Source organism: Kitasatospora sp. NPDC094019 (assembly GCF_044764505.1).
Classification (GTDB): Bacteria; Actinomycetota; Actinomycetes; order Streptomycetales; family Streptomycetaceae; genus Kitasatospora.
Map to the genome: position 1 here is coordinate 221,645 of NZ_JBIWIF010000011.1, position 25,690 is coordinate 247,334.

Below are 25,690 nucleotides of genomic sequence, written 5' to 3' on the forward strand. Positions count from 1 at the left end.
GAACGGACTGCGGCGGAACGCGGGCGGCCCCGGACGGCGCAGTGCCGTCCGGGGCCGCCCGGTCGTCCGGAGCGTGCTCCGGTCAGACCTTCAGGTACTTGCGGAGGGTGAAGAAGGCCGCGATGCCGGCCATGCCCATACCCACCACGACCAGCAGCGGTATCACCGCCAGCACCGAGGAGAGGCCGATGAAGTGGATGAACTGCACCCGCTCCGCCAGCCAGTTCTGGACGAAGAAGTGCCCGCCGAGCAGCAGTCCGGAGGCCATCACCGCGCCGAGCAGCGCGGAGAACGCGGCCTCCGCGATGAACGGCATCTGGACGTAGAAGTTGGAGGCGCCGACCAGGCGCATGATGCCGGTCTCGCGCCGCCTGCTGAACGCCGACACCCGGACGGTGTTGACGATCAGCAGCAGGGCGACGAAGAGCATCAGCACCATGATCACGAAGGCCGCCGTCTGGAGGCCGTTCAGCAGGCCGAAGAGGTTCTCCAGGATCTTCCGCTGGTCCTCGACCGACTTGACGCCGGGCTTGCCGGCGAAGGCGCTCTGGATGACGTCGTACTTGGTCGGGTCCTTCAGCTTGACCCGCCAGGACTGCGGGATGGCGTCCGGGCCGAGGACGGAGATGAGCGGGTTGTCCGGGTTCATCTCCTTCCAGTGCTTGTACGCCTCGGTGGAGTTCTCGAAGGTCGAGGTCTGGACCACCGAGTCCATCTTGTCCAGCTGGGTCTTGATGTCGGCGATCTGCTGGTCCGTGGCCGCGCCCTTGTCGCACTGGGGCGAGTTCCGGGCGTCGGCCTTGGTGCAGAAGTAGATGCTCACCTCGACCTTGTCGTACCAGTACCCCTTCATGGAGTTGACCTGGTCGCGGACCAGGAGGGAGGCACCGGCGAGGGCGAGGGAGAGCGCGACACTGACGACGACCGCGATGGTCATCGTCAGGTTGCGGCGGAGACCCACACCGATCTCCGACAGGACGAACTGGGCGCGCATGCGTTCAACAACTCCAGGGTCGGTACTGCTGGTCGGAGGAGGCGGGCGGACGGCCCACGGGTTCAGCGCCGAACGGTCAGTGCTGGTACCCGTAGACGCCGCGGGCCTGGTCGCGGACCAGCAGCCCCTTGTCGAGCTCGATGACGCGCTTGCGCATCTGGTCGACGATGGCCTGGTCGTGGGTGGCCATCAGCACCGTGGTGCCGGTGCGGTTGATGCGGTCGAGCAGCTTCATGATGCCGACCGAGTTCTGCGGGTCGAGGTTGCCGGTGGGCTCGTCCGCGATCAGCAGCATGGGGCGGTTGACGAAGGCCCGGGCGATCGCGACGCGCTGCTGCTCACCACCGGAGAGCTCGCCGGGCATCCGGTCCTCCTTGCCGCCGAGGCCGACCAGGTCGAGCACCTCGGGCACCACCTTGCCGATGGCGCTCTTCGGCTTCCCGATGACCTCCAGCGCGAACGCGACGTTCTGCGCGACCGTCTTGTTCGGCAGCAGCCGGAAGTCCTGGAACACGGTGCCCAGCTGGCGGCGCATGTGCGGCACCTTCCAGTTGGACAGCTTGCCCAGGTCCTTGCCCAGGACGTGCACCTCTCCGGTGCTGGGCCGCTCCTCGCGCAGGCACAGCCGCAGGAAGGTGGACTTGCCCGAGCCGGACGAGCCGACCAGGAAGACGAACTCACCCTTCTCGATCTCCAGCGAGACGTTGTCCAGGGCGGGACGGTTCTGCTTGGGATAGGTCTTGGAGACGTTGTCGAATCTGATCACGGCTGCATCACGGAGGCCATCCTAGGCGGCGCCAGTCCTCGGTCGGTCCGCCCCCTCGGCGTGCCCGGCCCGGGGCGGGCGAGGGGAGCGGAACGGTCGCTCCCGGCTTGGGACCATACGCGAAGGCCCGCCCGGCCCGCAGGTTCAGGGCGCGACAGCGGTGGAATGCTGGGGGAGAATGCCCGGTTATGCCCTGAATAATAGGAGCCATCTCACAGCCCGGGGGCCGGAACGGCCGGAACCTGGCAGAGTGGAGGTTGCGGTCGGGCCCGACCGCTCCGCCGCACAGGGCACAAGAAGGAACCAAGGCCCGGTCCGGTGCGTTGGCAGTAGCAGCGAGGAGGAGATCGCATGACCTGCGACCATCTGGTGTGCGCCAACTGCAACGGCCGCGTCAGCGAGGGCCGCTGCCCCGCCTGCCGGGCCACCCGGGCCAGGCTGCAGGAGCAGCAGGGTCCGTTCGCCGCGCTCTCCCCCGCGATGCTGCTGGCCGTCCTGGCCGGGCTGCTCGCGGTGGTGCTGCTCGCGCGGCAGGCACTGGCCTGAGAGAGGTACCGGCGGTACACGGAACCACCGGCGGACGTACACGGTGGACATGCACGAACGGGAAGGGCCCCGACCGGAAATCCGGTCGGGGCCCTTCCCGTTTCGGCTACTGCCCGTTTCCGCTGCTGCCCGTCACGACTACTGCGCGGCGGTCTCGCGCTGCTTGCGCCAGCGGATGCCGGCCTCGATGAAGCCGTCGATGTCGCCGTCCAGCACGGCCTGCGGGTTGCCGGCCTCGAACGCGGTCCGGACGTCCTTGACCATCTGGTACGGGTGCAGCACGTAGGAGCGCATCTGGTTGCCCCAGGAACTGCCGCTGTCCTTGAGCGCGTCCATCGCGGCGCGCTCCTCCTGGCGGCGCCGCTCCAGCAGCTTGGCCTGGAGGACGTTCATCGCGGACGCCTTGTTCTGGATCTGCGAACGCTCGTTCTGGCAGGAGACCACCACGCCGGTCGGGATGTGCGTGATGCGCACCGCCGAGTCGGTGGTGTTGACGCCCTGGCCGCCCGGACCGGAGGCACGGTAGACGTCGATGCGCAGCTCCGACTCGTCGATCTCGACGTGGTCGGACTGCTCGACGACCGGGAGCACCTCGACGCCGGCGAACGAGGTCTGCCGGCGGCCCTGGTTGTCGAACGGCGAGATGCGGACCAGGCGGTGGGTGCCCTGCTCGACCGAGAGGGTGCCGTAGGCGTAGGGAGCCTTCACGGTGAAGGTCGCGGACTTGATGCCGGCCTCCTCCGCGTACGAGGTGTCGTAGACCTCGGTCGGGTACCCGTGCCGCTCGGCCCAGCGCAGGTACATGCGCATCAGCTGCTCGGCGAAGTCGGCGGCGTCCACGCCACCGGCCTCGGCGCGGATGTTGATCAGCGCCTCGCGGGCGTCGTACTCGCCCGACAGGAGGGTGCGGACCTCCAGTTCCTCCACCGCCTTGGCGACGGAGACCAGCTCGGCCTCGGCCTCGACGCGGGTGTCCGCGTCGTTCTCGGCCTCGGCCAGCTCGAACAGGACGCCCAGGTCGTCGATGCGGCCGCGGAGGCCCTCGACCCGGCGCAGTTCGCCCTGGAGGAAGGAGAGCCGGCTGGTCACCTTCTGCGCGTTCGCGACGTCGTCCCACAGGGTGGGGGCGGCTGCCTCCTCCTCCAGGACCGCGATGTCGGCCCGGATCTTGTCCAGGTCGAGGACGGCCTCGATCGACCCCATGGTCGTATCGAGGTTCTTGAGCTCTTCGGAAGGATCGACGGCTGCCACGCCCCCAGGGTAATGGTTCCCGGGGTGCACATGACGACCCCGGGGGCCCGCGGGGCCCGGAGCACACCTTCGGGGCGGCCGCCCGGGGCTCCGGAGGGCGCGGTCAGGGGGCCCGCGGAGCCGTCGCGGAGGTGGCCGGGCGCGGGCCGGGACCGGCCTCCGGGGCGGTCGCGGCGAAGGCGGTCCAGGCCGCCGCGGCCCCGGCCAGCAGCAGGACGGTGGCCAGCAGCACGGCCAGCATCCGGCGGCGGCGCAGCAGCGCCTGCCGGTCGCGGCGGTGGGCCGTGCCCGGGGCGGTCCGCTGGGCCCGCGACTCGGCGGCGTACGAGGCCAGCTCGTGCGCGGAGGGGCGGCGCAGGCTGGTGTGGGTGTCCCGGGTGGAGTCCGGGGCGGCGCCCGGCACCAGCGGGACGGCGGGGCCGCGGCGGCGCTTGTGGGTGCCGGGGGCGGCGTCCACCTCCGCGTACACGGCCTCGCCCGGGGTCAGCTGCTCCTCGGCCGGCGCCCGGCCCTGCTGGGGGACGGCCAGCACCGGCAGTCCGGCCAGGGCGGGCAGCTGTTCGCGCAGCCGGGCCGCCAGCTCGGCGGCGCGCAGCCGTGAGGCCGGGGCCTTGGCCAGGCACTCGGCGATGATCCGCCACAGGCCGTCGGGCAGGCCGGGAATCGGCGGGACCTGCTCGGTGACGTGCCGGCGCAGCACCGCCCCGGTGTGGCCGCCGCCGAACGGCGTGAAGCCGGCCAGCAGCTCGTAGAGCACGGTGGCGAGGGCGTAGATGTCGACGGCGGCGCGCGGCTCCAGGCCCTCGATGATCTCGGGGGCGAGGTAGTCGGGGGTGCCGATGATCCTGGTCGCCCGGGTGCGGCGGGGGGCGTCGACCAGCCGGGCCACCCCGAAGTCGGTCAGCTTGGCCCGCGGGGCGCCACCGGGACCGGGGGCGGCGGCCAGGTCGAGCAGGACGTTCTCCGGCTTGACGTCACGGTGCACGATGCCCGCCGCGTGGGCGGCGGCGAGGCCGTCCGCGACGTCCGCGATGATCGAGGCGGCGGCCTGCGGGGGCAGCGCGCCGTCGCGCTCCAGCCGGGAGCGGAGATCGGTGCCCTGGACGAGTTCCATCACCAGGGCGAGGTCGCTGCCGTCCACCACCATGTCGCGCACGCCGACCACCCGGGGGTGGTCGAGGCTGGTCAGCGCGGCGCGTTCCTGGACGAAGCGCCCGACCAGCACCTGGTCGGCGGCCAGGTCCTCGCGCAGCAGCTTGACCGCGACCGGACCGTCCGGGCCCTCGCCGAGCCAGACCGTCCCGGCCGAGCCCCGGCCGATCACCTGGTGGACGGTGTAGCGGCTGCCGATCTTGCGTGCCAATGCTGCTCCGTGGGCGGCGGGAGCGCCCCCGGGGAGGGTCCGGTGCGCTCGGTGGGGCGGGACAACAGCGACCAACCTACGCGCCCGGACGCCCTCCGCGGGCCGCTCGGGGCCGCTCGGCGGGCGGGAAACGGCAAGAATTCCCGGGAACTGTCGACAAAACGTCAATTCCACCGACCGGAGCGGCCGCCGGGCCCAGCCGCCGCCCCACGGTCACCGCGCGGCCGTCATTTCTTCGAGGCGAAGACGTCGCCCAGCCAGTCCTTCGCGCTGGTGAACCAGTCCTGCACGTTGGCCCAGTACTCGGGGAGCGGGGTGAAGTTCCACAGCGCCACCGCGGCCACCGCCAGCACCAGCAGCACCATCAGGCAGCCCTTGAAGCAGCCCAGGCCCGGGATGTACATCCGGTTGCGGCTGCGCTGGCGCGGCTCGCGGCGCGGCGCCTCCCGGGGCGCCTCGCGCGGCGGCTCGGCGCGGCGCTGCGGGGGCTCGCGGTGCTGCGGCGCGGGCGGCTCGGCCCGGCGCGGCGGAGCGGCGGGGGCGGCGGCCGCCCGGCGCGGGGCCGGCTGGGACGGCGCGGGCTGCGGCGGCTGCTGCTGCTCGTACGGCCGGCCCTGCTGCTGGTTGTAGCCGCCGGGGGGCTGCGCGCGCCCGCCACCGGGCGGCTGGCCGCCCGGCCCGCCCCGGTACGGCGGCGGGGCGACCGGCGGGCGCTGGGCGTAGCCGGGCGGGGCCTGGCCGGGGCCGCCGCCCTGGGGCGGCCGGCCCTGCTGCGGATAACCCTGCTGCTGATAGCCCTGCTGCTGGCCCTGCTGGTACGCCTGCGGCGGCTGGTAGCCCTGGTGGCCCTGCTGCTGGTAACCCTGCTGGCCCTGGCCGGCCTGGAAGGGCGGCGGCGCGACCGGCGGGGCCTCGAAGTCCTCGGGCTCGAAGTAGCCGATCTCGGTCTGCTGGTTGCGGTCCCGGGCGGCGCGCAGCTGGGTCTGCCACGGGTGCGGCGCGTCGGCCTGCGGCGGGCCGAGCGGGGGCGGCGGCACCGCGACGGGCGGCATCATCCGGGTCGCGGCCGCGGGGTCGTACGAGGGCGGCTGGGTGCCCATCACCCGGGTCGCCGCCGCCGGGTCGTACCCCTGGCCCGGCTGCTGGCCCGGCTGGCCGGGAGCGGCCTGGCCGGCCGGGAGCACCTGGGTGCGGTCCTCGGCGCCGAACGCGCCCCCCGCGCCCGGACCGCCGAGCGGGCCCTGGCCCGTGCCGTCCGCCCCGCCGCGTACGGCGGTCGGCTGCGGATCGGGCGCGAGCAGCGCGCCCACGGCCAGCGCCGCGTCCACCGCCGCCGGGGAGGCGTGCACGCCCACCCCGGCCGCGACCACCCGCAGCGCGCGGGAGAGCGAGACCGCGCCGGGCCGCTGCGCCGGGTCCTTGCGCAGGCAGCGCTCGATCACCGTCCAGAGCGGCTCGGGCATGGTGGACGGCCGCTGCGGCTCCTGCGCGAGGTGCGCCTGGAGGATCGCCAGCGGATTGTCGCCCTGGAACGGCTGGCGGCCGGTGACCAGCTCGTACAGCATGATCCCGGCGCCGTAGACGTCCACCGCGGAGGTCTGCGGGCGGCCGTCGGCGGACTCCGGCGCCACATAGGCGGGGGTGCCGACGAACTCGTGGCTGCGGGTGATGCCCGGGGAGTCGGCGAGCCGGGCGATGCCGAAGTCCGTCAGCATCGGGTGCATCTGCTCGGTGCCCTCGACCACGGCGGTGGCGAGCAGGACGTTGGCCGGCTTGAGGTCGCGGTGGACGATGCCGTCGGCGTGGCTGGCGGCCAGCGCGTCGGCGACCTGGGCCATCAGCAGGGCGCCCGCGATCGGGCTGAACGGACCGTTCTGGCGCAGGTAGCGGGACAGGTCGGGGCCGTCCACGAGGTCCATCACCAGGGCCAGCAGCTCGCCCTCGACGACCAGGTCGCGGACCTTGACGATGTTCGGGTGGGTGAGCCGCAGCAGCACCGAGCGCTCCCGCAGGAACCGCATCACGACATCGGGGTCGGCGGCGAGCTCCTCGCGCAGGATCTTGATCGCCACGAGCTGCCCGGGCGCGGTGCCGGGGACCTCGACGTCGGCGCGGACCCGGGCGCGCCAGACGGTGCCGGTGGCCCCTCGTCCGAGGGTCTCCTCCAGCAGATACTTGCTCCCGACTGGCCGCACTTGTCGCACTCCTCGCCGTGCCGCCCGCGCGGGCGGCTCCTCCGCCGGTGCGGTGAGCCTGCCGGGCCCGTGTTTCCGGCCACTCTAACGGGGCCCGTTCACGTTTTTGAGGCGACCGGCAGGGCGTTCGCCCGGGTTGGGGGACATCCCCTACGGGAAGACCCGCAGGGCCCACCGGCGGTTCCACCGGGGCCGCCGGGCCTGCCTCCCCGGGCACCGGTTGACCTGACTCTCCGTCGCCCACGAACATGGCGATGATCGCAAGATCGTCAAATCCGGTACCGTGCGCGGACTGTCCGTGACGGATGGCAGGATGACACTCGCCACTCTTGTGGCCCAACCGGTGTCGCGGGCACCCCCGCTCCCACGCGGCGGCCCGGGCAGCGGCACAACGGCGTCACACCAGCAGAAGGGACCGCGGGCGAGATGCAGATCCGGCTGACCGTCCTCCGACCGCGCAGCGGCCCGGCAGTCGCCGGCTCCGCCATCCCCTACGTGGACGTGCTGGTCACCGCACCCGTGGGCACCGCGCTCGGCTCCCTCGCCGGGGCCCTCGCGGGCGCCGTCGGCGTGCGCGGACCGCGGGCCGCCACCCACGTGCACCTCTACGCCGGGGCGCGCCGGGTGGACGAGCACACCCTCCTCGGCCACCCCCCGCTGCTCGACGGCGCCGTCCTCTCCCTCAACGAGCCGGACCCGACCGCCGACGACCCGGACGACACTCCCGCCGCCGCCGAACTCCGTGTCGTCGGCGGCCCCGACGCCGGCGGCGTGCACCGGCTGCACGGCCGGGAGATCCGGGTCGGCCGCTCCGGCGAGGCCGACGTCCCGGTCGACGACCCCGACGTCTCGCGGCTGCACCTCGCCCTGCACCTCGCCGAGGACGGCACCGTCACCGTCCGCGACCTGGGCTCCACCAACGGCACCACCGTGGACGGGCGGATCGTCCCGCCCGGAGCACCCGAGGAAGCCGTCCCGCTCGACGGCACCGGCCTGCTGCGGCTCGGCGAGACCACCCTGCGGGTGACCGTCCCCGACACCCAGGACGGCTCCGGGGCGCCGGCCCGCGCCGCCCTCCCCGACGGCCACGGCCACCTCCAGCTCGCCGCCCCCGCGCCGGTCCGGCCCGCCCCGGCGCTCACCGAGCCGCCCAGTGCGCCCGAACCGCCCACCGGCCGCGGCCGCGGCCTGCTCTCGCTCCGGCTCGGCCGCGCCGCCGCCGAACCGCCCGAGGAGAGCGCCGAGCGCCACCACGCGGCCGTCCGCACCCGGCAGGCCGCCGCCCAGCGCGAGCGCTGGCCCGACCTCGCCACCCTGCTGCTCAACGCGCTCGGCCGCGGCCCCCGGCTCTGGGAGCGCGGCCCCGGGCACCCCGACGCGCTCACCCTCCGGCTCGGCACCGCCGACCGGCCCGGCGGCCCCGGCACCTCGCCCGGCACCGTGCTGCCCGCCGTCCCGGTCACCCTCGACCTGCAGACCGCCGGCAGCCTCGGCCTCAGCGGCCCGCGCGAGCGGCTGGACGCGCTGACCCGCGCCGTCGTCGCCCAGCTCGCCGCCCTGCACCCGCCGACCGGGCTCAGCCTGGTGGTCGTCGACGCCGACCCGGCGCGCACCCCGCAGGACCGCGTCGACACCTGGGCCTGGGCGCTGTGGCTGCCCCACCTGCGCCCCGCCGAGGGCCAGGACTGCCGACTGCTGCTCGGCCTCGACGACGAACAGGCCACCGCCCGCCTCACCGAGCTCACCACCCGGCTCAGCGGCCCGATCGGCCTCGGCGGCCACCCCGCCACCGTGGTCGTGGTCGACGGCCGCCCCGCCACGGAGGCCGCCCGGCAGGCCCTCGACCTGCTGCTGCGCCAGGGGCCGGCGGTCGGCATCTTCCCCGTCTGCCTCGCCGAGCAGCCGGAGCTGCTCCCCCGCGGCCTCGGCGCCACCGCGCTGATCACCGGCGAGGTCGGCACCCAGCTGTCGCTCGACCGCCCCGGCCCGATCGCCCGCGGCCGCGAGACCCTGCACGAGATCTCGCTCGACGCCGTCTCCGACGCCTGGGCCGAGCGCCTCGCCCGGGTCCTCGCCCCGCTGCGGGAGGCCACCCCGGCCAACCGGGGGCCGCTGCCGGACGCGCTGCGGCTGCTCGACCTGCTCCAGCTGGACACCGTCACCCCGGCCAAGCTCTCCGCCCGCTGGGACGCCCACGCGGGCGGCCTCGGCGCCGCCACCGCCCTGCTCGGCACCACCCGCGACGAGCTGTGCGTGCTCGACCTCGCGGACCCCGAACTCACCCTCCCCTCCCCCGACCCGGGCGGGCCGCACCTGCTGATCGGCGGCGCGCGCGGCTCCGGCAAGACCGAGCTGCTGCGCACCCTGATCGCCTCGCTCGCCGTCTCCGAGCGGCCCGAACGCCTCGCCGTCAGCATCGTCGAGGGCCGGGCCACCGAGGACGGGCTGGCCGGCTGCACCGAACTCCCGCACGTCACCGGCCTGGTGAACGCGGGCAGCGACCCGCGCGCCGCGCTGCTCGCCGCCGAGGCGCTGGAGGACGAGCTCGCGCTGCGGGAGCGGCTGTTCGACGGCCTGGACTTCGCCTCCTGGCACGCGGCCCGCATCCTCGACGGGGAGGCCGTCCCGGTCCCCGCCACCGTGGGCGCGCCGACGGTGACCGGCACCGCGACCGCCGCGCGGATCATCCAGCCGCGCAGCCCCGAGGCCGCGGTGGCTCCTGCGGCCGCCGCCGGGCCCTGCCCGCCCCGGCTGGTCGTCGTCGTCGACGACTACGACGCCCTGCTCGCGCCGACGTCCCCGGCGGGTCGGCCGCTCGCCCGGGCGCTGGCCGCCGTCGCCAGGCGAGGGGGCCAGCTCGGGGTCCACCTCGCGGTGACCACCGGCAGCCCGGAGGAGACCGCCGGCACCGAGGTCGACGACGCCGCCCTGCTGCGGATCGCCCTGCGGACGGACGACCCGGCCGACTCCGATCTCCTGATCCACCTCGGCGACGCTGCGGCCCTGCCGGACTCGACCCCGGGCCGCGGCTACCTGCGTCTGCCGGACGGCGGGGTCACCGCGTTCCAGGCGGCCCGCATCAGCGGCCGGATCCCCCGGACGGCGACCCTGCGCCCCACCGTCGTCGCCATCGACCCGCTCACCCTCGGCGCCCCGCCCGCCCGCCGCCCCGTCCGCGAGCTGGGCAACGGCCCCACCGACCTCGCCCTCCTCGCCAGCGCCCTCCAGCGCGCGGCGGCCCGCTGAGGCGGAGGGCAGAGGAAAGAGGAAGCGGGCCCACGTCCGGGAACGCGGGCCCGCTGTGTCCGATCCCTCTCAGACCTCGAACTCCCCCGCCCGCACGCCGGCGACGAACGCCGACCAGGCGGCAGCGGTGAAGACCAGCGAAGGCCCCGAAGGATCCTTGGAGTCACGCACGGGCAGCACGCCGACAACTCCGTCCGCGACCTCGACACACTCGTTGTCCGGCCCGCTGAACGAACTCTTCCTCCACATGGCCACAGAGTGGTCGAAGGTCTGCATCATGCGCCGAACTCCTTGATCGAGTTGCTCAAGACACGGTGAGAAGGCGGAGAGGTGGAGGCGGGCCCACGTCCGAAGACGCGGGCCCGCTGTCCGGTCTGCCTCAGAAATCGAACTCCCCGGCACAGACCCCGGCGACGAACGCCAACCAGGCATCAGCGGAGAAAACCAACGAAGGCCCTGACGGATCCTTCGAGTCACGCACGGGCAGAACCCCGGGAACCCCGTCAGCAACCTCAACGCAGTCCCCGGTCTCCCCACTGAACGTGCTCTTCCTCCAGTTCACGCGACTGAGATCGGGAACAGACACCTTCAGCACCTCCGCTTGATACCGCCCTACAACTCTCCTCCGACCCGGGCCAGCAGGTCGAGGCTCTCGGAGACGCTCAACGCACTGGACCGCAGCGAGTCGAACGTGAGCGTATAGGCAGACGTCTCCTCCTGTGTCTCCAGATAGAGCATTCCTGCCCGATGCTCCAGACACACAACATCGGAGAAGGCCGAAGTCGGGAAGCTGAAGAGCACAAACGAGCCCATGATTCCCGCGTGGGCACCCGCGCTGAACGGAAGCACCTGCAACTCGATGTTCGGGCGGTCACTCACCTGCCGCAGGTGTTCCAACTGTGACCGCATGACCTCCACTCCGCCTACTTGCCCACGAAGTGCGGCCTCCCCCAGGATCACGCTGAGCCTGGACGACTCAGCGTGATCCAGAAACCTCTGCCGTTGCAGGCGCACCGCCACAAGCTCGTCGATCCGCTGCGGTGGGATGTCGAAAGGTGATGCCTGGTAGATCGCTCTTGCATAGTCCGCCGTCTGCAACAGACCCGCCACCATCATCGGCTGGAACGAGCGGATGTGGCTGGCGCTCTCCTCGTAGTCGATGTAGTCGACATACGAGGGCGGCGAGATGTCGAACTGCTGCGCCCAACCTCGCTCCGAGCTCTTCCGGTTGAGCGCGACCACCTCCTCCACGTACGCCGGGTCGTCCACGCCGTAGAACGTGAGCAGATCACGCAACTCGCTACTGGAGATCGGCAGCCAGGCATTCTCCATACGGCTGATCTTCGAACGATGGCAGTCGATCCGCTTCGCCGCCTCATCGGGCGTTCTGTCGGCCGCTTCCCGATGACGGATGAGCAAGCTCGCCACGCGACGACGTCGAACTGATGGACGCAACTGGGACAAGTGATCAACTCCCCGACTCCACAGGTGGAATGGCCTCAGAGTACCCATTTACCAAGATCGGAAATTGTTCTTCGAGGAACAGTTGCGAAGATTCCACCTCCAGGCGCATGCTACCCAAAGTGGCTGACTCGTCCACGTTGAGTGATGATCACTCGGGCATTCCCGTGCCCGTCACCCTCCACCGGGCTGCCAGTTCGCCCGGACACCCCCCAACCCACCGGAGGTGGCTCCCCCATGCCCGGAACCGACAGGCCCACCGGCCCGACCCCCGCACGCGACGCCTGGCTCCCCCGCTCCCGCAGATCGCCGCAGCTCGCGCGGCGGATGCTGCGCGAGCTGCTCGACACCGTGCCCGGCGGCCACGACTTCCTGGAGGTGGGCGAGTTGCTCACCTCGGAGCTGGTCGGCAACGCCGTGCTGCACTCGGGGATGCCGGGGCGGCTGATCCGGGTCTTCTTCGACGTCGACGACACCCGCCTCCGCATCGAGGTCCACGACGCGAGCGCGCACCCGCCCGTCCCCCGGCAGCCGACCGCGACCGACGGGTGCGGTCGCGGCCTACTCCTCGTCGAGGCCCTCGCCCTCAAGTGGGGCCACTCCCCGCGCACCGAAGGCCCCGGCAAGGTCGTGTGGTGCGAGTGCGGCCCCTACCCGATCGGAGCCGCGCCGTGACCCCGATACCTGAGGGTGGGGCCGAGGCCACCGCCCTCGGCCCCACCCTTCTCTCCGAACACTTCGCACGCTCCGTGGCGATTGTGCTACGTTCCGCACTATCAACAGAACATAGAAGACCCCGGCGGTGCTGGAACACCCCGGGGTCCGGCACCAGGAGCAGCAACTCCAGATGCAGATTCATCGTAGCGCCCACGCGCGCTCATTCACCGTGCTTCCCAACGGCCTGTTGCAGGACCGGCGGCTCAGTTACACCGCCCGCGGACTCCTCGCCGACCTCCTCTCCCGCCCCGACGGGTGGCGCGAGGACGGCCGGCACATGGCGGACACCAGCCCCCAGGGGCGCGGCACTGTCCGGCGGGCACTCAAGGAACTCACCGACGCCGGGTACTACCGGGTCGTCCGCGTCCGGTGCTCCAACGGGACGATCCGCTCCGAGGCCCACGTCTTCGACCTCCCGCAGCTCTCACCACCGGCACGACCGAGTGTCCCCCACCCGGTCGCCGGTGAACGGGGTACCGGCCGCCCTGACGCCCCTCCCGTAAAGAACCCGGAAGAAGTACCCACCCTCCCGGCCGAGTTGCCCGACGAGCAGACTCGCGAAGCCGTGGCCGCACTCTTCCGCGCCATCCGGCCCGAACCGCGCCTGCGCCTCGGGCTCGCCGAGGCGCAGGCGCTCGCACCGCTCGTCCGCCGGTGGCTCGAACACGGCAGTACCGCCACCGACCTGGCCCACGCCCTGCTGCCCGGCCGGCCCACGCCCCTGCACTCGCCGGTCGCACTCCTCCGCGACCGGCTCCGGCGCAAACTCCCGCCCCCGCGCGCCGGGGCCGCGCCCGCCACGTACTCCGAGTGCCCCCTCTGCCACGACCCGGTCCCCCGCCCGGGCCCCTGCAGCCCCTGCGCGGCGGTCACCTCCCACACCCCCACCACCCCAGGATGCGCCGCCACCGGCGCCGCCCTCGCCCGCGCCGCCCTGCGCCGAAGAGAACATCCCTGCCAGGGCGCGCCCTTGACGGGCTTCTTGCCCTCCGCAAGGGTACGAACGTAACAATGGGCACCCGGCTCGCTAAGGGAGGACACCATGGAGCTGGATTTCATCGGTATCGACCCTGAGACCGGCAAAGAGGGCTCGCCGACAGCGTGGGTGGACCGTGCACGCGGGGAGATCGTGATCCAGGGCTGGAACGCCGGCGAAGAGCTGGTAGCCACGATCGGGGGAACCTCGTGGGCCCCCGGCCACGCTGCCGGAATACCCGCCAGTGAGACCGTGATCAGGATCCCGGCCCGAATGATTCCGATCCTGAGGGAGGCGTGCAATGTGGCTGAACGCACCGGCCTTTGAGCAACTGCTGCGCTCCGCACAGCACTCCGCGATCCATCTGGAGCTGCGCGACACCTACGCCGTGCCGGACGAGGCGCAGGCCGTCGAGCACTTCCGGCAGACGGGCGAGTCGGACCTGGACCCGGCCTCGGAGTACTGGCAGGACTGGACAGCGATGCTGCGCGAGGCGACAGCCCGAGGTGTCGTCGTCCGGCGTGCCCGGATCGTCTCCGAGCCGGTCACGCTCTACACCCGCTACCTGCACGCCATGACCCCGGTCAACATCGCGATCGGGGAGGAGGTTCACTGGCTTCCCCGCCGCGACGCATCCGACCTGGCTCTGCCCGGCAACGACTTCTGGGCCTTCGACGGCCGCTGCGCCCGCTTCAACCACTTCACCGGTGACGGTGACTGGGCGAACGAACGCACCTCGTACACCGAGGACGCGTCCGTGGTGAAGCTCTGCGTAAACGCCTTCGAAGCGGTGTGGGAACGGGCGATCCCGCACCACCGCTACACCGTCTGACCGTTCGAGCGACCGCTACCGTGCCCGCATCCCCGTCGTCCAGTGCCCGAGCAGCCCGGGCCGCCGTCGCGGCACGCCTGCGCGAACTGATGCTGGATGCCCGGATCGACGGCAAGGAGCTCTCGGCACGCTGCCGGTGGCACCCGTCGAAGACGTCCCGCATCCTGAGCGGAAGATCCACACCCTCCGAGGACGACATCAGGCGTTGGTGCGGAGCGTGCGAGTCGGACGACCAGGCAGACGATCTGATCACGGCATCCCGTGCTGTGGAACTGATGTACCTGGAATGGCGCAAGCAGCACCGCCACGGCATGCGCCGGGTCCAGGAGGACTCCCTGGCGCAGCACACCGGCACCGCACTCTGCCGTGCCTACGTCTCCAATGTCGTCCCCGGCTTCCTCCAGACCGAGGGCTATGCGACGGCGCTCATGCGCGGTATTACGGCCTTCCAGGGCACCCCGGACGATGTCGCCGATGCCGTGGCGGCCAGGTTGAAGCGCGGTCGCCTGCTGCACGAGGGCAACCACCGCTTCGTGGTCCTGGCCGAGGAGGCCGTCCTGCGGTACCGGATCAGCGACCGGGAGACGATGTCCGAGCAGCTCCGGCATCTGCTCTCGGTGATGCCGCTCCCGTCCGTCGCCCTGGGTGTCATCCCCTTCTCCGCCCCGCGTCGCGTGTGGCCGCTGGAAGCCTTCTACCTCTTCGACGACGAGGAAGCCTCGATCGAGACACTGACAGCCGAGATCAGTGTCGTGCAGCCACGTGAGCTCGCGGACTACCACCGGGCGTTCGCGGAACTGGCCAGGATTGCCGTCTACGGAGCCCCCGCCCGCGCCCTGATCGCCACGGCGATCGCGGCACTCGACTGAGAATCCGCAATCAGCCGCAATCGCGTTGAGTGTCCATCCGATTACTCCTTACCGTCGAACCGGCCGCGCACCCCGTGCGCCGGCCAGGTCGAACCCACCGAAGGAGCTCGGCATGAGCCTCGTGCACACGGAACGAATCATCGGACGAACCCTGGTCGACGACGCACTGTTCGAGCGCCTGGTGCATCGGGTCACCAGCGATCGGAGCATGGACCCGCAGCTCGCGGAACGGGTGGTGGACCAGGCCCTCGCGTTCCTCGGTACGTGCGCCGTCAGCTCCGACGCCGCGCTCTCGCCGTCCCACGTGGTCGACCACGGCTGGCACGCCTTCCTGCTGCACACCCACGAGTACGCCGCCTTCTGCGACCGGATCGCCAGCAGGTTCCTCCATCACCGTCCGGACGACGGCGGCAGCCCGGTGAACGGTGCGGACCTCATCGCCACGACGGCCGCGCTCCGGGCTGCCGGGTACCAGGTCGACCCGGAGCTCTGGGCCGTGTCGGCCGACTGTTCCGAGGGCAGCGGGGGCGATGGCTCCGACACCAGTGGAAGCGGCGGCTGCGCGCAATGCCACCAGGGCTGCCACAACTCCAACTGACCGGCCGGGCCGGGCGGCGCTGCGGCCGCCCGGCCTCCTCCCTGCCCCGAAGGAACGCCATGCGCCACCGATGGACTGACCTGCCGTCCGAAGTACGAAGCCTGATCGCCGAGAAGTCCGGCGTCGTCACCGCCGTGACGACGCCGGACGCGGGCGGGACCGCCGACTTCGCAGCCGTCGTGCACACCGCTGCCGACCGGGTCTTCGTGAAGGCCGCGCGGCTCGACAGCCCGGATCTCTGGATGGCCCGCAAGGAGGCACAGGCGGCGATTGCCGTCCGGGGAATCGGTGCCGGCCTGCTGTGGCAGGCGGAGGCCGACGGGTGGCTGGTCACGACGTTCGAGTACGTGCCCGGGCGTCACGCCGACCTGTCGCCCGGCTCGTCGGACCTTCCACTGATCGCGGGAACGCTGGCCGGCCTCGCCGACCGGCTCACCCCGGCGCCGCCGCTGCGGACACTCAGCCTCGCCCAGCGCTGGGAAGGCTCGGCACTGTGGTCCGAGATCGCGGACACCGACGGCCTGACCAGGTGGCAGTCCGAGCACCTGGACGGGCTCGTCTCCCTGGAGAGCCGGGCGTCGGAGGCGGTCGCGGGTAACACCCTCGCGCACACCGACATGACCGGGCCGAACATCCTGGTCTCCGGCGCCCGGGTCCGGATCGTCGACTGGTCGTGGCCCGCGCCCGCCGCGGCCTGGGTCGACACCGCCTCGCTGGTCCCCCGGCTGATCGCCGCCGGTCACACCGTCGAGCGGGCGCAGCGGTGGGCGATGACCGTGCCGCACTACGCCGTCGCCGAGCCCTCGGAGGTCGCGGCGCTGGCCGCCGTGATCGCCGCCCGATGGCGGTTGTACGCGGTCCGTGACGGGGGCGGGTGGGTCACCCTGTCGGAGGCGGCCGAGCGGTGGGTGGCCGGTCTGCTCCCGATCGCCACTACCCGGCCATGAAGAACTGGGCCACAATCGAACGGCCGTGGGGCCCGCTTGCACCGGGCCCCACGGCTTCTGTCGTGCTGTGATCAGGCGTTGTTCTGCTTCGGCTCGTCGCCCGGCTTGTCGGTGATCGAGCGGCTCAGCACCGCCGAGTGGCCGACCACCGTGCCCGCCTTGCCGAGGTCGCCGTCGGTGACGACGACCTCGCGCTCGCCGAGGAACTCGTGGGTCTTCGGCTCGAAGATCCACTCGGTCCGGACGCCGCTGTCCTCGTGCGCCACGGCCACGCCGTGACGGCCCGAGGCGTCCACCGAGTCCGCGACCGCGCTGACACCGGGGATCTTCGCCGCCGCCCGGTAGAGGGCGGCGCTGACGGCCGGCGGAGCGATCTGCTCGCGCAGCAGGTCCCCGATGGTCGTGAACGCCTGCTGGTCAGGGGTACGGCCCTGGCCCTTGGTCTCGGCGTAGATCTTCTTCAGCAGCGCGTCCGGGTCGGTCGGCAGACCGGCCAGGTAGTTGTAGGTGGGCGCGCCCAGGCTCGGCTTCTTGGCCGGGTCGAGCCACAGCCCGCCGTCGGGACGCGGCGCGGGGCGCTTGTCCCCTTCCTTGACGGCGGCCTCGCCGGCCTTGCCGAACTTCCCTTCCTCCTTCAGCACGCCCCACTGGCTGCCGTCCACCGACAGCCAGATCTGGCGGCGGTGCGGCGCGTCGACCTTGGTCTCGCCGGTGGCCAGGTTGGTCCCCGCGAAGGAAACCTTGCTGTCCACGTAGACGAACTGGTTCTTGCCGGGCTTCGGGTCGGGCTTGCCGGCCGCGGTGTCGGCGGCCTGGGTCAGCAGCTGGACGGCGGCGACCGGGGCGGCGTTCAGCGTGCTGCCGCCGCTCTCGGCCTGCTGCGCGCCCTGGACCTGCTGCTCGCCCTGCTGCTGGGCCAGCGGGGCCTTCGAGGCCGCGCCGTCACCGCCGCCCGGCAGGACCATCGCCAGGGCCAGACCGCCCGCCAGGGCCGGAATCGCCACCCAGCCGAGCTTCCCCCGCCGGACCCGCGTGGGCTTGGTGTCCCGGATCTCACTCATCAGATGTCCCCTCAACAGCCGGTGGCGGTCGGAGGAGAGTTCGGGCCGCGCCGGCGGCGGCAGCAGCCGGGCCAGTTCGGCACGCTCGTGCTCGTTCATCGGTTCGTCTCCCGTGTCGACCGGGCCGCATCGGCGCGGCCAACCCGTACCTGTCCGGGCTCGGGGCGGAGTTCCCGCCCTTTCCCGAGTTCTTCCTCGGCGAGTGCGCGGAGCTTGGTGCGGGCGCGCGAGAGCCGCGAACGCACCGTTCCGACCGGCACTCCGAGCGCCTCGGCGGCACTGGCGTAGTCGAGCCCGGCCCAGACGCAGAGGCCGAACACCTCCCGCTCGGCCTTCCGCAGCCGTTCCAGCGCCCGCCGCGCCGCGGCCAGTTGGGCGCTGTCGTCAAGCCGCCCGACGAGTTCGTCGGCGAAGTCCGGCACCACGTCCCTGACCGGCAGCCGCTCCATCGCGGCGCGGTGCCGCCGGGCCGCCCGGGTCGTGTTCCGCAGCACGTTGGCGGCGACCCCGAACAACCAGGGGCGGACCGGCTCGTCGCTCTCGCGCAGCTTGTGGCGCAGCCGCCACGCTTCCAGGAAGGTCAGTTGGACGATGTCCTCCGCGACCGCCCAGTCCCCCGAGACCCGCACCGCGTACCGGTACAGGTCGTCTGCCGACTGATCGAACAGCTCCCCGAACGCCCATTGGTCCCCGTTCCGTATCCGTCCCCGCTGTGACAGCTCCACACCTCCACCTGTCCGCGGCGCCGGAGCGGTTCCGAAGCGGTTGCGACCCGGTTGCGACCCGGCTGGGAAAACCGTTCCGAAGAGCGTTCCGCGGCCGGACACGAAGCGGCGGGCCCGCGTCCACCAGGGACGCGGGCCCGCCGTTCACCACGACAGCCTCGTCAGCGCATCGAACCCGTGCGGAGCAGGGTGCGGATGACACGCATCGCGACCGAGAGGCTGGACAGCTCGTAGTTGTCCGAACCCCTTATGTCGTCGAGGGTGCTCTTGGCGCGGTTCAGCAGGGTCGCGTTGAGCTCCGCCCAGGCGGTGTACCGCTCCTCCGGGGTGGCGCCCTCGGGGCCGCAGGCCAGGATGTCGGCGGTCAGCGCCGCGTGGGCCGCGAAGAGGTCCTCGCGGATGGCGGCGCGGGCCATGGACGACCAGCGGTCGGTCCGGGGCAGCTCGATGATGCGGTCGAGCAGGTGGGTGATCTGCAGCCGGTCGGCGAGGTCGTAGTAGAGCTCGGCGACCTGGGCGACGTCCTTGCCGGACCGGTCCGCGACCTCGGTGATGTCCAGGGTCGGGAAGGTGGAGGACAGGCCCGCGATCCGGGTGGCGAGCTCCTCCGGCACACCGGCGGCGGCGAGTTCCCCGTAGATGTGCTCGAACCAGACCAGGTCGTCACCGCGCAGCGGCTTGGGCAGCGAGCCCCACACCTGGTTGACCCGGTCGTGGAAGAACTCGATGGTGCCGGCGATGTCCAGCGGCTGGCGCCGGTTGTTGAGCATCCACCGGGTGGCGCGCTCGACCAGGCGACGCGAGTGCAGCCGCATCCTGGTCTGCGCCGGGGCCGGGACCCGGTTGTCCAGGCCCTCGATCTCGGCCCAGATCTCCTCCAGGCCGAAGACGGCCCGGGCGGCGGTGTGGGTGCGGGCGACCTCTTCGTAGGTCGCGCCGGTCTCCTCCTTCAGGCGGAAGGCGAAGGTGCAGCCACCGCGGTTGATCGTGTCGTTGACGATCAGCGTGGTGATGATCTCGCGGCGCAGCGGGTGCCGGTCGATCTGCTCGGCGAACCGGGCCCGCAGCGCGCTGGGGAAGTACTCGTGCAGCGCGGTGCGGAAGAACGGGTCGTCGGGCAGGTCGGTGGCGAGCAGCTCCTCGGCGAGGGTGATCTTGGTGTAGGCGAGCAGCACCGACATCTCGGGCTGGGACAGGCCCCGGCCGTTCTGCTGGCGCTCGCGGATCTGCCGCTCGGTGGGCAGGTACTCCAGGCCCCGGTCGAGCTGGCCGGCCGCCTCCAGGCGGTTGATCATCCGGGAGTGGACGTTGACCATGCTGTGCGCCTGGGCGACCGCGTTGGCCAGCACCACGTTCTGCGCGTAGTTGTTGCGCAGCACGAGGTGGCCGACCTCGTCGGTCATCTCGGCGAGCAGGGTGTTGCGCTGCTTGACCGTCATGTCGCCGTCGGCGACGACCTGGTTGAGCAGGATCTTGATGTTGACCTCGTGGTCCGAGGTGTCCACACCGGCCGAGTTGTCGATGGCGTCGGTGTTGATCCAGCCGCCGGCGCTCTCGGGGCCGCCGGTGGACGCGTACTCGATCCGGCCGAGCTGGGTGCAGCCGAGGTTGCCGCCCTCGCCGACGACGCGGGCGCGGACCTGCTCGCCGTTGACCCGGATGGCGTCGTTGGCCTTGTCGCCGACCTCGGCGTTGGTCTCGGTGGACGCCTTGACGTAGGTGCCGATGCCGCCGTTCCAGAACAGGTCGACCGGCGCCTGGAGGATCGCCTTCATCAGCTCGGCGGGGGTGAGCCGGGTGTCGGAGACGCCCAGGGCGGCCCGGACCTGCGCGGTGAGCTGGATCGACTTGGCGCTGCGCGGGAAGATCCCGCCGCCGGCCGAGATCAGCGACCGGTCGTAGTCGTCCCAGGAGCTGCGGGGCAGCTCGAACAGGCGGCGGCGCTCGGCGTACGAGGAGGCCGCCTCCGGGTTCGGGTCCAGGAAGATGTGGCGGTGGTCGAAGGCGGCGACCAGGCGGATGTGCTCGCTGAGCAGCATGCCGTTGCCGAAGACGTCGCCGGACATGTCGCCGATGCCGATGACGGTGAAGTCCTCGGACTGGGTGTCGACGCCGAGTTCGCGGAAGTTGCGCTTGACGGACTCCCAGGCGCCGCGGGCGGTGATGCCCATGCCCTTGTGGTCGTAGCCGGCCGAGCCGCCGGAGGCGAACGCGTCACCCAGCCAGAAGCCGTAGGACTCGGCGACACCGTTGGCGATGTCGGAGAAGGTCGCGGTGCCCTTGTCGGCGGCGACGACCAGGTAGGTGTCGTCCTCGTCGTGGCGGACCACGTCGGCCGGGTGGACGACGTCGCCGCCGACCAGGTTGTCGGTGATGTCCAGCAGCGCCGAGATGAAGGTCTTGTAGGACGAGATGCCCTCGGCCAGCCAGGCGTCGCGGTCCACCGACGGGTCCGGCAGCTGCTTGGCGACGAAGCCGCCCTTGGCGCCGACCGGCACGATGACGGTGTTCTTCACCATCTGCGCCTTGACCAGGCCGAGGATCTCGGTGCGGAAGTCCTCGCGCCGGTCGGACCAGCGCAGACCGCCGCGGGCGACCTTGCCGAAGCGCAGGTGCACGCCCTCGACCTGCGGCGAGTAGACCCAGATCTCGAACGCCGGGCGCGGGGCCGGCAGGTCCGGGATCGCCTTCGGGTCGAACTTCATCGACACGTAGGAGTGCCACTCGCCGGTGCCGTCGTGCTGGAAGAAGTTGGTCCGCAGGGTGGCCCGGATGAGGTGCAGGAACGAGCGCAGGATGCGGTCCTCGTCCAGCGAGACGACCTCGTCCAGCGCGCCGGCCAGCTCCTCCAGGATGCCCTCGGTCAGCTCCAGCGCGCCCTGCTGGTGGCTGGGGCTCAGCCGGGCCTCGAAGAGGTTCACCAGCAGGCGGGTGGTGTGGGTGTTGTTGCGGAGCGCGTCCTCCATGTAGTCCTGGGAGAACGTGGAGCCCGCCTGGCGCAGGTACTTGGCGTACGAGCGCAGCATCATCGCCTGGCGCCAGGTGAGACCGGCGGTCAGGACCAGCTCGTTGAAGCCGTCGTTCTCGGCCTTGCCGGTCCAGGTGGCGGCGAAGGTGTCCTGGAAGCGGTCGCGGGCCTCGTCGGTCAGCTCGACGGCCTCGCGCAGCCGCAGGCCGAAGTCGTACACCCAGGCGGTGGTGTGGTCGGAGCGGGTCAGCGCGTACGGGTGCTCGTCGAGCACCTCGACGCCGAGCCGCTGGAGGACCGGCAGCACCTCGGTGAGCGAGATCGGGCCGCCCACCCGGTAGATCTTGAAGCGGCGCTCGTCGTCGCCGGCGCCGACCGGCTGGTAGAGGTTCAGCCGGAAGTCGCCCTCGCCGTGCAGCGCCTCGATCTGCTTGAGGTCCGCGACCGCGGTGCGCGCCGTGAAGTCGGCGCGGTAGCCGTCGGGGAAGGCGTTGGCGTACTTGCGGGAGAGCTCGGCGGCCCTCTCCTCGCCCAGCTCGACGTGCAGCTGGTCGTTGAACCCGTCCATCCAGAACCGGGCGGCCTCGGCCAGCTTGGCCTCGATCCGCTCGATCTCGACGTCCGTGAGGTGCGGCAGCTCGCTGCCGGGGGTGACCCGGACGACGAAGTGCAGTCGGGTCAGCACCGACTCCGTCGACCAGACCGTGTAGTCGATCGAGGCGCCGTTGAGCTCCTGCATCAGGATGTCCATGAGGCGCAGCCGGATGCGGGTGGTGTAGCGGTCGCGCGGCAGGTAGACCAGCGCGGAGAAGTAGCGTCCGTACTCGTCCTGGCGCAGGAACAGCCGCAGTCGGCGGCGCTCCTGGAGGTAGAGCACGCTGGTGGCGATCTGCAGCAGTTCCTCGGCCGGGGTCTGGAAGATCTCGTCCCGGGGGAAGGTCTCCAGGATCTGCAGCAGGTCGCGGCCGTCGTGGCTCTCGGTGGAGAAGCCGGATTCGACGATGACGTCCTGGACCTTGCGGCGGACGACCGGGATCCGGCTGACCGACTCGGTGTAGGCGGCGGCCGAGAACAGGCCGAGGAAGCGGCGCTCGCCGATGACCTCGCCGTTGGCGTCGAACTTCTTCACGCCGACGTAGTCGAGGTAGGACGGGCGGTGCACGGTGGCCCGGCTGTTGGCCTTGGTGAGGACGAGCAGCTTCTTCTCGTGGGCCTTGGCGCGCACCGGCGCCGACAGCCGGCCGAACGCCTCGCTGACGGCGTGGTGCTGGTCGTCGTGGCCGATCGGGTCGGAGCGCAGGATGCCGAGGCCGGTCCCGGCGACGGCCTTGAGGACCTCCTCGCCCTCGTGCTCGACCAGGTCGTACTCGCGGTAGCCGAGGAAGGTGAAGTGGTCGTCGGCGAGCCAGCGCATGAGCTCCCAGGCTTCGCCGACCTCCTGCTCGGGCAGGCCGGCCGGGGGCTGCTCGGCGAGCTCGTCGGCCAGACGCAGCGCGGAGTCGCGCATCTTGGTCCAGTCCTCGACGACCTCGCGGACGTCGCCGAGCACCCGGCGCAGGCCGGTCTCCATCTCGCGCAGGTCGTCGCGGTCGGTCTCGCGGTCGACCTCGATGTGCATCCACGACTCGACGGTCGCGTCGGCCGGCCACTCGGCGCCGGCGGCCTGGCTGCGGGCGCAGGCGTCGACGTCGAGGATCTCCAGCAGCTTGCCGGTGATGTCGCGGCGGACGACCAGCTGGGGGTGGATCACGATGTGGATCGCGCGGTCCTGGCGGGACAGCTCGTTGGTCACCGAGTCGACCAGGAACGGCATGTCGTCGGTGACGACCTCGACCACGGTGTGGCCGCAGGACCAGCCGTTCTCCTCGACCGAGGGGGTGTGCACCCGCACCTCGGCGGTGCCCTGGGGACGCTTGAGGCCCAGGCGGTAGTGCGAGGCGGCCGCGCCGTAGACGTCGACCGGGTCGCGGTCGAGCAGGTCCTCGGGCGCCGTGTGGAGGTAGTAGTGGTGCAGGTACGCGGACAGAGCGCCGTTGCTCAGTCCCTCCCCCGGCGCCGCTCCCCCCACCTGGCTGTTCTCAGCGGCTGCTGCTGCCTTCCTGAGCAGTTCGGCCTTGGCTGCGTCCAGCTTGGTCTGCATGACTTCTTGGCTCCTGTCGCGCGCCGTTGCGTGACTCGGTGGTGGTCTCGGTGTCCATCGCCGGGGTCTTCCGCAATCCTGCCGCACCATCCAGCTGAAAGGGCCCATGCACGCATGGAACACCTCTGCAGCGGGTAGGACGCAACGTTCGGCCTGCGGAGCCACCCGACGACGCCAGCCAGCCTAACGGGATCAATCGAAGGTGTCAGGGGACAAGCAGGCGCAAACCCGCAGGAAGATCGGGCCGTCCTGGACAGCTTGTCCAATCAGCCTGCCGGTTTGCGCCGAAAGCCGGAACTTCGTGCGAAGCACGTGTGCGGAGCGTCGGCTTTCAGCCCATGTGCGGGTGAACGTGGGTGGTCGGCGGCACGAACGTCTCCTTGATCGACCTCGCCGAGGTCCAGCGCAACAGGTTCTGCGGCGCGCCCGCCTTGTCGTTGGTGCCCGACGCCCGGCCACCGCCGAACGGCTGCTGGCCCACCACGGCGCCGGTCGGCTTGTCGTTGATGTAGAAGTTCCCGGCCGCGAACCGCAGCGCCTCCACGGCCTGCGCGATCGCGTAGCGGTCCTGGGCCGCCACCGCGCCGGTCAGCCCGTACGGCGCGCCCGCGTCGACCCGGCCGAGCACGTCGTCCCAGCGGGAGTCCTCGTAGACGTGGACGGCCAGGATCGGGCCGAAGTACTCGGTCCGGAACATCTCGTTGCGGTGGTCCGAGGAGACCAGCACGGTCGGGCGGACGAACCAGCCGATCGCGTCGTCGTACTGGCCGCCGGCCGCGAGCGCCACCGTCGGATCGGCCTTGGCCCGCTCGATCGCGTCCCGGTTGCGCTCGAACGCGCGCCGGTCGATCAGCGCGCCCATGAAGTTCGACAGGTCGGTGACGTCGCCGACGGCCAGCGCGTCCACCTCGGCGAGCAGGTCGTCCTTGATCCGCTGCCAGAGGCTGCGCGGCAGGTACGCGCGGGAGAGCGCCGAGCACTTCTGGCCCTGGTACTCGAAGGCGCCCCGGATCAGCGCCGCCTTGAGGATCTCCGGATCGGCCGAGCGGTGCGCCAGCAGGAAGTCCTTGCCGCCGGTCTCGCCGACGATCCGGGGGTAGGCGCGGTAGCCGCCGATGTTGGCGCCGATGGTCTGCCAGAGCGACTGGAAGGTCGCGGTGGACCCGGTGAAGTGCAGCCCGGCCAGGGCCGGGTCCGCCAGCGCCACCGCGGACAGCTGCTGCCCGTCACCGGTGACCAGGTTGATCACCCCCGGCGGCAGCCCGGCCGCCTCCAGCAGCCGCATCAGGTGGTACGCGGCCAGGGTCTGGGTCGGCGCCGGCTTCCACACCACGGTGTTGCCCATCAGCGCCGGCGCCGTCGGCAGGTTCCCGGCGATCGCGGTGAAGTTGAACGGGGTGACCGCGTAGACGAAACCTTCCAGCGGGCGGTGGTCGACGCGGTTCCACACCCCGGGCGAGGAGACCGGCTGCTCGGCCAGGATCCCGCGGGCGAAGTGGACGTTGTAGCGCCAGAAGTCGATCAGCTCGCAGGCCGAGTCGATCTCCGCCTGCTGGGCCGTCTTGGACTGGCCGAGCATGGTCGCCGCGTTGAGCGTCTCCCGCCACGGCCCGGCCAGCAGGTCGGCGGCGCGCAGGAAGACCGCCGCCCGGTCGTCGAAGGACAGCCCGCGCCACTCCCGCCCGGCCGCCAGCGCGGCGTCCACGGCGGCCCGGGCGTCCTCCCGGGTGGCGTTGCCCAGGACACCCAGCTTCGCCGCGTGGTGGTGCGGCTGGACGACGTCGATCCGCTCGCCGCCGCCGAACCGCTGCTCGCCGCCGATGGTCATCGGCAGCGGGACCGGATCGGCGGCCAGCTCGTCCAGCCGGCGCACCAGCCGCTCCCGCTCCGGGCTGCCGGGCGCGTAGCCGAGCACCGGCTCGTTGCCCGGGACCGGGACGTCGGTGACTGCGTCGATGGGCATGGCGGGCTCCGCTCCTGGTGGGGGCGGCCGGCCCGTTCCGACGACGGGCGCGGCACCCGTCCAGCCTGACCA

At 72.0% G+C, this 25,690-nt stretch carries 21 protein-coding genes; 9 read left to right on the forward strand and 12 right to left on the reverse strand.

Going from position 1 to position 25,690, the window contains the following annotated elements:
• Nucleotides 1-82 precede the first annotated feature (82 nt).
• Nucleotides 83-994 carry a permease-like cell division protein FtsX gene (gene ftsX, locus ACIQ9P_RS25215; protein ID WP_030394279.1) on the reverse strand — a complete coding sequence of 304 codons (912 nt, stop codon included), beginning with the start codon at nucleotides 992-994 and terminating at the stop codon, nucleotides 83-85.
• 76 nt (nucleotides 995-1,070) lie between these two features.
• On the reverse strand, nucleotides 1,071-1,760 hold the full coding sequence (ftsE, locus tag ACIQ9P_RS25220) for a cell division ATP-binding protein FtsE (protein WP_030394280.1): 690 nt from the start codon (nucleotides 1,758-1,760) through the stop codon (nucleotides 1,071-1,073).
• A 351-nt stretch (nucleotides 1,761-2,111) separates the two neighbouring features.
• On the opposite strand from ftsE, the gene ACIQ9P_RS25225 reads away from it, so the two are divergent.
• On the forward strand, nucleotides 2,112-2,306 hold the full coding sequence (locus ACIQ9P_RS25225) for a hypothetical protein (protein WP_045938705.1): 195 nt from the start codon (nucleotides 2,112-2,114) through the stop codon (nucleotides 2,304-2,306).
• 138 nt (nucleotides 2,307-2,444) lie between these two features.
• On the opposite strand, the gene prfB is transcribed toward ACIQ9P_RS25225, so the two are convergent.
• From prfB to ACIQ9P_RS25240, 3 genes are all read right to left on the reverse strand, one after another.
• A complete protein-coding gene (prfB, locus tag ACIQ9P_RS25230) occupies nucleotides 2,445-3,557 on the reverse strand; it encodes a peptide chain release factor 2 (protein WP_402360257.1) in 1,113 nt (370 codons plus the stop codon).
• Between the two features lie 103 nt (nucleotides 3,558-3,660).
• Nucleotides 3,661-4,920, reverse strand: a complete 1,260-nt coding sequence (locus tag ACIQ9P_RS25235) for a serine/threonine-protein kinase (RefSeq protein WP_402360260.1) — start codon at nucleotides 4,918-4,920, stop codon at nucleotides 3,661-3,663.
• A gap of 227 nt (nucleotides 4,921-5,147) precedes the next feature.
• A complete protein-coding gene (locus ACIQ9P_RS25240) occupies nucleotides 5,148-7,115 on the reverse strand; it encodes a serine/threonine-protein kinase (protein WP_402360263.1) in 1,968 nt (655 codons plus the stop codon).
• A 426-nt stretch (nucleotides 7,116-7,541) separates the two neighbouring features.
• Here ACIQ9P_RS25240 and ACIQ9P_RS25245 point away from each other — a divergent pair, with 426 nt between their 5' ends.
• Nucleotides 7,542-10,361: an FtsK/SpoIIIE domain-containing protein gene (locus ACIQ9P_RS25245; RefSeq protein WP_402360265.1), complete on the forward strand. Its 2,820-nt coding sequence runs from the start codon at nucleotides 7,542-7,544 to the stop codon at nucleotides 10,359-10,361.
• 69 nt (nucleotides 10,362-10,430) lie between these two features.
• Here the strand turns inward: ACIQ9P_RS25245 and ACIQ9P_RS25250 are convergent, their stop codons facing one another.
• The 3 genes from ACIQ9P_RS25250 to ACIQ9P_RS25260 all read right to left on the reverse strand — a co-directional run bounded on the left by ACIQ9P_RS25250 (nucleotide 10,431) and on the right by ACIQ9P_RS25260 (nucleotide 11,789).
• Nucleotides 10,431-10,640 (reverse strand): DUF397 domain-containing protein, encoded by a 210-nt coding sequence (locus ACIQ9P_RS25250; protein ID WP_402360269.1) that lies wholly within the window; start codon nucleotides 10,638-10,640, stop codon nucleotides 10,431-10,433.
• Nucleotides 10,641-10,740: 100 nt separating this feature from the next.
• Entirely contained in the window at nucleotides 10,741-10,956 is a 216-nt protein-coding gene (locus ACIQ9P_RS25255) for a DUF397 domain-containing protein (RefSeq protein WP_402360272.1), read from the reverse strand.
• Nucleotides 10,957-10,973: 17 nt separating this feature from the next.
• On the reverse strand, nucleotides 10,974-11,789 hold the full coding sequence (locus ACIQ9P_RS25260; protein ID WP_402360274.1) for a helix-turn-helix domain-containing protein: 816 nt from the start codon (nucleotides 11,787-11,789) through the stop codon (nucleotides 10,974-10,976).
• 270 nt (nucleotides 11,790-12,059) lie between these two features.
• Between ACIQ9P_RS25260 and ACIQ9P_RS25265 the strand changes: the two genes are divergently transcribed.
• From ACIQ9P_RS25265 to ACIQ9P_RS25295, 7 genes are all read left to right on the forward strand, one after another.
• Nucleotides 12,060-12,497 (forward strand): ATP-binding protein, encoded by a 438-nt coding sequence (locus ACIQ9P_RS25265; protein ID WP_402360277.1) that lies wholly within the window; start codon nucleotides 12,060-12,062, stop codon nucleotides 12,495-12,497.
• 172 nt (nucleotides 12,498-12,669) lie between these two features.
• Nucleotides 12,670-13,548 (forward strand): hypothetical protein, encoded by an 879-nt coding sequence (locus tag ACIQ9P_RS25270; RefSeq protein WP_402360280.1) that lies wholly within the window; start codon nucleotides 12,670-12,672, stop codon nucleotides 13,546-13,548.
• Between the two features lie 33 nt (nucleotides 13,549-13,581).
• Nucleotides 13,582-13,842: a hypothetical protein gene (locus ACIQ9P_RS25275; RefSeq protein ID WP_402360283.1), complete on the forward strand. Its 261-nt coding sequence runs from the start codon at nucleotides 13,582-13,584 to the stop codon at nucleotides 13,840-13,842.
• Entirely contained in the window at nucleotides 13,817-14,347 is a 531-nt protein-coding gene (locus ACIQ9P_RS25280) for a DUF6879 family protein (protein WP_402360286.1), read from the forward strand. Before ACIQ9P_RS25275 ends, ACIQ9P_RS25280 begins: the two co-directional genes overlap by 26 nt.
• 20 nt (nucleotides 14,348-14,367) lie before the next feature.
• Entirely contained in the window at nucleotides 14,368-15,216 is an 849-nt protein-coding gene (locus ACIQ9P_RS25285; protein WP_402360288.1) for a DUF5753 domain-containing protein, read from the forward strand.
• A gap of 112 nt (nucleotides 15,217-15,328) precedes the next feature.
• A complete protein-coding gene (locus ACIQ9P_RS25290) occupies nucleotides 15,329-15,814 on the forward strand; it encodes a glycine-rich domain-containing protein (protein ID WP_402360291.1) in 486 nt (161 codons plus the stop codon).
• 59 nt (nucleotides 15,815-15,873) lie between these two features.
• Nucleotides 15,874-16,761: a hypothetical protein gene (locus ACIQ9P_RS25295; protein ID WP_402360294.1), complete on the forward strand. Its 888-nt coding sequence runs from the start codon at nucleotides 15,874-15,876 to the stop codon at nucleotides 16,759-16,761.
• Nucleotides 16,762-16,832: 71 nt separating this feature from the next.
• Here the strand turns inward: ACIQ9P_RS25295 and ACIQ9P_RS25300 are convergent, their stop codons facing one another.
• The 4 genes from ACIQ9P_RS25300 to pruA form a co-directional block, all read right to left on the reverse strand.
• A complete protein-coding gene (locus tag ACIQ9P_RS25300) occupies nucleotides 16,833-17,921 on the reverse strand; it encodes a CU044_5270 family protein (protein WP_402360297.1) in 1,089 nt (362 codons plus the stop codon).
• A complete protein-coding gene (locus tag ACIQ9P_RS25305) occupies nucleotides 17,918-18,547 on the reverse strand; it encodes an RNA polymerase sigma factor (protein WP_402360300.1) in 630 nt (209 codons plus the stop codon). The genes ACIQ9P_RS25300 and ACIQ9P_RS25305 overlap by 4 nt, the downstream gene beginning before the upstream one ends.
• A 161-nt stretch (nucleotides 18,548-18,708) precedes the next feature.
• Nucleotides 18,709-23,655: an NAD-glutamate dehydrogenase gene (locus tag ACIQ9P_RS25310; RefSeq protein WP_402360304.1), complete on the reverse strand. Its 4,947-nt coding sequence runs from the start codon at nucleotides 23,653-23,655 to the stop codon at nucleotides 18,709-18,711.
• A 331-nt stretch (nucleotides 23,656-23,986) separates the two neighbouring features.
• Complete coding sequence (gene pruA, locus ACIQ9P_RS25315; RefSeq protein ID WP_402360371.1) at nucleotides 23,987-25,612, reverse strand: L-glutamate gamma-semialdehyde dehydrogenase; 1,626 nt, start codon at nucleotides 25,610-25,612, stop codon at nucleotides 23,987-23,989.
• Nucleotides 25,613-25,690 lie beyond the last annotated feature (78 nt).

Coding starts and splice junctions, on each gene's coding strand:
- ACIQ9P_RS25275 (WP_402360283.1), top strand. CDS start 13,582: ATGGAGCTGGATTTCATCGGTATCGACCCTGAGACCGGCAAAGAGGGC.
- ACIQ9P_RS25270 (WP_402360280.1), top strand. CDS start 12,670: ATGCAGATTCATCGTAGCGCCCACGCGCGCTCATTCACCGTGCTTCCC.
- ACIQ9P_RS25300 (WP_402360297.1), bottom strand. CDS start 17,921: ATGAACGAGCACGAGCGTGCCGAACTGGCCCGGCTGCTGCCGCCGCCG.
- ACIQ9P_RS25310 (WP_402360304.1), bottom strand. CDS start 23,655: ATGCAGACCAAGCTGGACGCAGCCAAGGCCGAACTGCTCAGGAAGGCA.
- ACIQ9P_RS25290 (WP_402360291.1), top strand. CDS start 15,329: ATGAGCCTCGTGCACACGGAACGAATCATCGGACGAACCCTGGTCGAC.
- ACIQ9P_RS25245 (WP_402360265.1), top strand. CDS start 7,542: ATGCAGATCCGGCTGACCGTCCTCCGACCGCGCAGCGGCCCGGCAGTC.
- ACIQ9P_RS25295 (WP_402360294.1), top strand. CDS start 15,874: ATGCGCCACCGATGGACTGACCTGCCGTCCGAAGTACGAAGCCTGATC.
- ACIQ9P_RS25280 (WP_402360286.1), top strand. CDS start 13,817: ATGTGGCTGAACGCACCGGCCTTTGAGCAACTGCTGCGCTCCGCACAG.
- ACIQ9P_RS25250 (WP_402360269.1), bottom strand. CDS start 10,640: ATGATGCAGACCTTCGACCACTCTGTGGCCATGTGGAGGAAGAGTTCG.
- ACIQ9P_RS25225 (WP_045938705.1), top strand. CDS start 2,112: ATGACCTGCGACCATCTGGTGTGCGCCAACTGCAACGGCCGCGTCAGC.
- ACIQ9P_RS25265 (WP_402360277.1), top strand. CDS start 12,060: ATGCCCGGAACCGACAGGCCCACCGGCCCGACCCCCGCACGCGACGCC.
- ftsX (WP_030394279.1), bottom strand. CDS start 994: ATGCGCGCCCAGTTCGTCCTGTCGGAGATCGGTGTGGGTCTCCGCCGC.